The sequence below is a fragment of the Legionella sp. 39-23 genome (assembly GCF_001897665.1).
In the GTDB taxonomy this organism is placed as follows: domain Bacteria; phylum Pseudomonadota; class Gammaproteobacteria; order Legionellales; family Legionellaceae; genus Legionella; species Legionella steelei.
Map to the genome: position 1 here is coordinate 412,262 of NZ_MKTO01000018.1, position 6,675 is coordinate 418,936.

Sequence of the window (6,675 nt, forward strand, 5' to 3'; positions counted from 1 at the left end):
GAGCATTTATATAATCCTCGCTTACTTCATGTAAAAGCACTATCTTTCAGGGTGTATTATTTTGATACACCCTAATGTAGGAATTGAGTTAGAACAAGCCCAAATTCCTTCACCTTAAACCAGTTCAAGCTCGTCATGTGATGGCATTAAAACAAACTTGATAACATGATGCCAACGGCTCTGATGCAAGCACTCATGTTTTTCATAAGGTAAATAGCTAATTGGCTTTTACTTACTAAATAATCAATTAGCTTATATTTCACTCCCTATGCACATATAAATTGGCAAAATAAACCTTTATAAAAAACAAATCCTAGCTAAGACACAAGAAGTATTGGCTTATTTCAGGTCGCCCCTAGGTCTTTGTATTGAGAATCCATATCATCCCATTAAGATAGCCAGCAAAAATAAGCCATACGAAATAAGGAGTTAATAGTAATGCAATCCCTTTATCCATATTTTTAATTTTTAGGATAATGAGTGCATTTAAACTAATCATGACTACTATCCATAAAAAACTAAATCCAATCCAATGTAGTTGAAAAAAAAGTGGTGTCCAGACCCAATTCATAATGAGTTGTACTAGATACAGATTAAATACCATTTTAATTTGGGGTCTGCTGCGATTTTGCCATAACCTAAACCCAATAATCGCAAGAAATGCATATAATATGGACCAAACCACAGAAAAAACCCAACCTGGAGGAGTTAGAGTTGATTTATGAAGCCCTTCATACCAAGAATAAATATTCGCTTGGGTTAATAAACCTAAGAAGAAACCTATTAGTTCAAAAGATAAAATCCAACCAATCAATTTAATTCCGTTCATTTTGTTCAAAATCATCGCTCCAAATTTTCGATAGCCCCTCACGAAATGAAGGATAGCGAAAAACAATATTTAACTCCCTTTTTATTTTTTCATTAGACACACGACGATTGCTTAAATAAAACTCTTGTTCCTTTGGTGATAATGATGCCTCTTCAAACAAAATTAAAGGCAATGGAACCTGCTTAAGTAACGAAGCCGCATATGCATCAACCACATGAGATGCAGCTGGTTCATCATCAGCTACATTATAAATGGACAAAGGATTGGTTTTTTTTATTGAGGCAAGGAGTATTGACACAATATCATCAACATGAACACGTGAAAACATCTGTCCTTCTTTATAAATACTGTATTTTTTCCCAGATTGAATCCGTTCAAGAGGATTTCTTTCCGGTCCATAAATTCCCGCTAATCTGAAAATATGTAATGGAAGTTTGTTGTATCTTGCATAAGAAAGCCATGCATTTTCTGCTTCCAAACGTAAAATTCCTGATGAGCTCTGTGGTCTGCAGATACTTGATTCATCAACCCAATTTCCTTGATAGTTTCCATAAACCCCTGTAGAAGATAAATAGCCTATCCACTCAATATGTGCAGCATACTGCTTAATCAAGTCCGAATAATTAGATAATATGAGATCACCAATACCTGGTATAGGTGGGACACTAATCAAAATGTGGGTAGATTGACTGAGGTAATATTTAATATCTGAAGCCTCAAAATCAATAAGTGTGATTACAGGAGAATGATTCGTTGTTTTCTTTCTTTCTTGACGTGTTGTACCAACAACCGCAAAACCTAACTGAATCAGTTTCTCAGCAAGCCGATTGGCAGTGTAGCCAAAGCCAAAAATAAAAAAAGCAGTGGTCATTTGAATTACTTCCTTTTTAACTGATTGTAATAATTTAAAACCCTCCTACTCGCCTCATGATGATTAATAATCAGCTTTGGATAATTTGTCTTAGGGAGTCGAATAAAGAAGTAATCTATAATGTTCTAATTTATCATAATAAACTCATAGAATTGAATAGAGTAACGCCACAAACAAAAACTGGCGTTACTCTAAATAGTTTGCACTTATATTTTCTTAAAGTACTGGAGATGTCGCTATTGATTTTTTGAAAGTAACAATCAAATTTGAATCTTTCGTTTTTGTGGTCATTGAATTCGGATCATAACCCTTTGGTAATTCAAATGCTTGACTGTAATTACTTTGAGAGTAGCTTACACTTTTGTTATTATCTTGTTCACGCGTAATTTTTTGTGTTACGTTCGAGCTCACTATCAATTGCCCCCCTTTCACGGAGACATCGACTTTACTGTCAGCACCTTTTGGTAATTTTACTTTATATATGATCTCATTTTTACTTTCTTTAATTTCAATATTATTTGTACTACCAAAAGGCATTTGATTGGGTTGACTCACCAAGTTATGTTGCATTTGTGAAAATTGACTTTTCATAAATTGATCCATAGCTCGTTGCATTTGATCCATTTGCTTCAAAATATCGTTAGGTGATTTAAAGAAAGGATCATTATCAAAGGGATCCACGTTTACTTGCTGATTACTCTTTTGCACTTGATTATTTTGTTTCGCCTCAAATGCTATGGCTCCTGCTGATATCATAGTGATAAGCGGAACAGCGATTAAAATAGAAAGTAGTTTCTTATTCATCTAAATCTCCTTTCGGAATTGGAATATCAAAAATTCAAGTTATTTGGATAAGTAGTTATGAGCTAATAGTCATAACCCGACTCTATCTTACTCATCAAAAAATAGGACTTCGCCAGAGGCAACATCGTACAAACCACCAATAATTTTAATGGTTTCTTGATTCTGCTAATCGTTTTCATAAATGCTCCAATCTAATAATTTAATTATTTAACTTGTTTTTTTTAATTTCCATGACGTTATTCTCTATGGTGCTGCAAATATCATTCAGAGGTAAATGGCTCAAATTATCAATTGAAAAAGGATTCTGTAGCTCTACTCCTATTTGGTCTAATGAAAAAAGAGCATAGGCGACCAAAGTCACGATAATAGGATTAATATATAGAGAGTAATTAACTAGAGCTACAGGAAGTATAATTAAAAATAAAAGGATAAATCGACGTGATTTAATTGCCATAACAAAAGGCATGGGCGTTTTTAATATCCGTTCGCACGCACCTTGACAATCCAGAATTGCTCCTCGAAGCTCTTCTGCTTTCAAAAAAGAAAACTGATTTAATTTGCCACTATCTTGCATCTGCGACAACATAAAGGCTAGCTTTGACGAAATTAAATTAGGTTTATGTTGCCACTGCTGTAATTCAGCATAGGTATCCTCACATAATAAGTGTTTTACTTCCTCTATAGAAGAAGCCCCTCTAAGGCTATTCTTCATAAGATAAGGCATTGCTGCAATTAAACCGAGAATTTTACCTATCTCGCCTCTATTTGAAGTGTCAACATAACTTATTATAAAAATTGCCAAGTTTCTACTGCAATTAACCACATTGCCCCATAGTTTTCTTGCTTCCCACCAGCGGTCGTATCCCGCATTGACACGAAAAACTAAAATTAATCCCATGATTACCCCAGCGTACTCAAAGGGGCTTATAGGAAGAGACAACCAGGGAACAAAAATACTTAGTAAAGAAACAAAACACGCGTAAATACATACCGCCAAAACTTTCTTCCATACTCGAGGAGTAACTGAACCATGAATGGCAAGCGCACTTTCCATGAAATTTGGATATTCATATTGATTTATAGTTTTTTTATTTTCTTTCATAGCATTTCGCCTAATTTATGTCTACAACTCCTAGTTGCTTCGCATAATAGTTAATACTGAGCATTGATTTGCATTCTAGAATTCTTTATTTTTCAATAAATGTATTTGCTATTTTTGAATAGCTTATCTAGATTGCATTTAATTGCTGATGAGTATGAAGCAGAACGAAATGTTATTTGAGCTGATGACATGGCTTAAATCCTCTTAATTTTAAATTTTAAAAATAAAACAAAAAAAAATTTCAATTTAATGGTAAGAGATGAAATGTATATTTACTTTTTAAATAGTTACTCTTCATAAAATGCATAGAGATTCTTAATAGGGATTATCGGTTCTAATTTCAAGATAATTATTAAAATAATTTTAGAAAAAATTTAGCATTCAATCGTACCGGAACAACGAAGCCTTTGCCAAACCTGCGCTGCATAAACAATCACTCTTCTGACTTTTCAAAATAACGCTTTCCTTTTAAAGCCAACACATGTTGCTCCAAAGAAATATCGATGTCTTCTTTTTTTACACCGGGAATATCAGCAAGCACAACAAATCGGTTTTTTCTTCTTTAATATCCACAAGACCAGGTACTTGTTTCAATAAATGAGGCATCCTCTCGTTGTGGATTAAAAAAGTTTTCCAGTAGATTCATTTCTTGATACATAGGTAATCTTCTTCGTAAAGTATTCATAGTATCTTCTTGTTTAGTGTTTTTGGATAATCTAAAAATAGGGTCGTGATGGGTTCATTTCAAGGGTCCAAAAAATTTTTTCTTGCCCTCTTAGAAATAAATCGATTATCCTTGCGCGCCATATTTTAGACCCCATATAGGGTGTACATTGTTATTGCTAAGAGGAATGAATACATCATGAATCACTTGCTCGAAGTTGCAATTAAATTGTTATCAGAGCGCCACCATACAGAACATGAATTAAGGCAACAGTTAGAAAAAAGTTTTTCAAACCATCTAGAGATTGACAAAGTGATAGAGTCAACAATAAATCGACTTAAGGAGCTTCATTTACTCAATGACGACCATACAGCTCAAACTTTAGCCGCTAGTTATGCACATAAAGGTAACCGATTTATTACACAAGTACTGCGCCAAAAAGGAATCAGTAATGAAGCCATTCATCAAGCACTTCAAAGGGTTGGCGATGAATACTCTAGAGCACTGGATGAAGCGCGTCGAAAAATGAGAGGTATGAGTAGCGAATCATCTGAGCAAAAGAAAACACGACTGTATCGCTTTTTAAGTGGCCGGAGCTTTTCTTTTGATACGATAAAGCAAGTATGTAATACATTAATAGAACAAGGTCTCCTTGATTCATCTGGTGAATCAAAGGAAACGCTTGAATTTTAAGGATTTTACCACCTTAAGTTTTGACTTCGGACTAAGTTTAATTGTGTTCCAATTGAATCTGAGCATAGCCATTTTAAGGAGCAAGGGACCACGGAAAACCGACGCTTTCTCGCCAGTTTAGGAGCGGTGTTGAACAGCCTGTAAATAGAGGTGTTTACAGCCTAAACTCCAGCGATATCTATAGTATTCACTTGTATATCCATTTGCTTATTAGCACGCACAATCGAAACAGTGACTTGGTCCCCTACTTTTATTTCCGTAAGCATATTATATAACGCATCATAGTTACGAACTGCGTGACCATTTAGCGCAACGATAATATCACCTAATACGATTCGTCCCCAATCATCTCGATGAGTACCTCTTAAATGTGCTTGAGCAGCTGGAGTATTAGGTAAGACATCTGCAATCAAGATCCCTTTATGTATACCCAATTGACGTGCAATAGTAGATGGAACACTTTGAATACCTATCCCAGACAATATCACTCGCCCATTTTTGATAATTTGCGTTACGATACGTTCAATATCATCAGCAGGAACTGCAAAACCAATCCCAGCAGATGAACCTGAATGAGAGTAAATCATGGTGTTCATTCCAATTAACTGTCCAGCACTGTTCAATAATGGTCCGCCAGAGTTACCGGGATTAATTGGAGTATCTGTTTGAATCATATTCCGAATCGTAACTCCACCGATCCCAGGAACTTTTCTACCCAAAGCCGAAATAACTCCTTTAGATAAGCTATGATCCAAACCATAAGGATTACCTATTGCAATCGCTTTTTGGCCCACTATGAGATCATTAAGATGTACTATTTGAAAAGGCGTAAATTGCTTTAATAAATCCAGAGCTTGTGGTGCTTCAATTTTTAAAACTGCAATGTCTTTACGAGGCTCTGCTCCAACTATTTTTGCAGGGACTGTCATTTTGCCCAGAGTAATTGCCAGCTTATCCGCTCCCTTAATAACATGATAATTTGTAACAATATGCCCGCTGTTATCCCAGATAATACCAGAACCAGCTCCATTTTTAATTTCCATTCTTTCAAGTGAAGAGTTAGTAACTGTCGCCAATCTGTGAACATAAACTACTTTAGGTGATGCATCATGAAAAACTTGTACCGTATTTTGTTCATCAGGAAGAAGAGAATTTAGATTTAAACTGTAACCAGGGAAAACCACAGTAAAGTGTAAAACAAATGAAATAAAATATATAACTCGTTGTTTTGCCATCGATATATCTCCACTAATTAGCTTGACCTGGGATCTTGCATAACCAGCATTGAAAAGACCATATTGAAGTAAAAACACCTAAAAAGTAAACTGTCCCAGGACTTCGAAAATATTTTGCAACCTATTGGATAAACTGTCAATTACTCAAAAATAATGACATTTTTTTACTAATTGGTGCAATTGATAATTTGCTTTAGGGCTCACTATCAAAGCATGACTGCTATTTTCGTGTCCATATTGCCTACTTGAAATTGCTTTATCAATTGTAGAAAAATCCAATACAAGATCGTTTGAAATGAAATGTCAATTAACCGGTATAATATAGGTAAGTCAATTTGGTGATGTACTTGCTCCACTGTGGTTTGTTCAGGGCTTACAGAGAGCTCGGATTTAATACATCCATTCCCTCCTTATTCAATATTTCTACTTTTTTTGTTGCGCACAACACCAAGCTCTTTAAAGAGGGATATGAACAAA

Annotated in this window: 7 protein-coding genes and 1 pseudogene; 1 reads left to right on the forward strand and 7 read right to left on the reverse strand. The window is 35.0% G+C overall.

Annotated elements, in window-relative coordinates:
- Positions 1-355 precede the first annotated feature (355 nt).
- From BGO44_RS08850 to BGO44_RS08875, 6 genes and pseudogenes are all read right to left on the reverse strand, one after another.
- Positions 356-838 carry a TspO/MBR family protein gene (locus tag BGO44_RS08850; protein ID WP_058511684.1) on the reverse strand — a complete coding sequence of 161 codons (483 nt, stop codon included), beginning with the start codon at positions 836-838 and terminating at the stop codon, positions 356-358.
- Positions 816-1,700, reverse strand: coding sequence for an SDR family oxidoreductase (locus BGO44_RS08855; protein ID WP_058510474.1), 885 nt, complete (start codon positions 1,698-1,700; stop codon positions 816-818). Before BGO44_RS08855 ends, BGO44_RS08850 begins: the two co-directional genes overlap by 23 nt.
- A 216-nt stretch (positions 1,701-1,916) precedes the next feature.
- Entirely contained in the window at positions 1,917-2,504 is a 588-nt protein-coding gene (locus BGO44_RS08860; RefSeq protein WP_273198008.1) for an Hsp20/alpha crystallin family protein, read from the reverse strand.
- A gap of 199 nt (positions 2,505-2,703) precedes the next feature.
- On the reverse strand, positions 2,704-3,606 hold the full coding sequence (locus tag BGO44_RS08865; RefSeq protein ID WP_273198010.1) for a bestrophin family protein: 903 nt from the start codon (positions 3,604-3,606) through the stop codon (positions 2,704-2,706).
- A 433-nt stretch (positions 3,607-4,039) separates the two neighbouring features.
- Positions 4,040-4,153, reverse strand: a pseudogene (locus tag BGO44_RS08870) (Hsp20 family protein); the annotation flags it as partial.
- Between the two features lie 15 nt (positions 4,154-4,168).
- A complete protein-coding gene (locus BGO44_RS08875) occupies positions 4,169-4,291 on the reverse strand; it encodes a hypothetical protein (RefSeq protein ID WP_273198012.1) in 123 nt (40 codons plus the stop codon).
- Positions 4,292-4,468: 177 nt separating this feature from the next.
- On the opposite strand from BGO44_RS08875, the gene BGO44_RS08880 reads away from it, so the two are divergent.
- Positions 4,469-4,963 carry a regulatory protein RecX gene (locus BGO44_RS08880; protein ID WP_273198014.1) on the forward strand — a complete coding sequence of 165 codons (495 nt, stop codon included), beginning with the start codon at positions 4,469-4,471 and terminating at the stop codon, positions 4,961-4,963.
- A 161-nt stretch (positions 4,964-5,124) separates the two neighbouring features.
- Here the strand turns inward: BGO44_RS08880 and BGO44_RS08885 are convergent, their stop codons facing one another.
- Complete coding sequence (locus BGO44_RS08885; RefSeq protein ID WP_058510479.1) at positions 5,125-6,198, reverse strand: S1C family serine protease; 1,074 nt, start codon at positions 6,196-6,198, stop codon at positions 5,125-5,127.
- Positions 6,199-6,675 lie beyond the last annotated feature (477 nt).

Excerpts from the sequence above, each read along its gene's own strand:
- BGO44_RS08855 (WP_058510474.1), bottom strand. The coding sequence starts at position 1,700 with ATGACCACTGCTTTTTTTATTTTTGGCTTTGGCTACACTGCCAATCGG.
- BGO44_RS08860 (WP_273198008.1), bottom strand. The coding sequence starts at position 2,504 with ATGAATAAGAAACTACTTTCTATTTTAATCGCTGTTCCGCTTATCACT.
- BGO44_RS08865 (WP_273198010.1), bottom strand. The coding sequence starts at position 3,606 with ATGAAAGAAAATAAAAAAACTATAAATCAATATGAATATCCAAATTTC.
- BGO44_RS08875 (WP_273198012.1), bottom strand. The coding sequence starts at position 4,291 with ATGAATACTTTACGAAGAAGATTACCTATGTATCAAGAAATGAATCTA.
- BGO44_RS08880 (WP_273198014.1), top strand. The coding sequence starts at position 4,469 with ATGAATCACTTGCTCGAAGTTGCAATTAAATTGTTATCAGAGCGCCAC.
- BGO44_RS08885 (WP_058510479.1), bottom strand. The coding sequence starts at position 6,198 with ATGGCAAAACAACGAGTTATATATTTTATTTCATTTGTTTTACACTTT.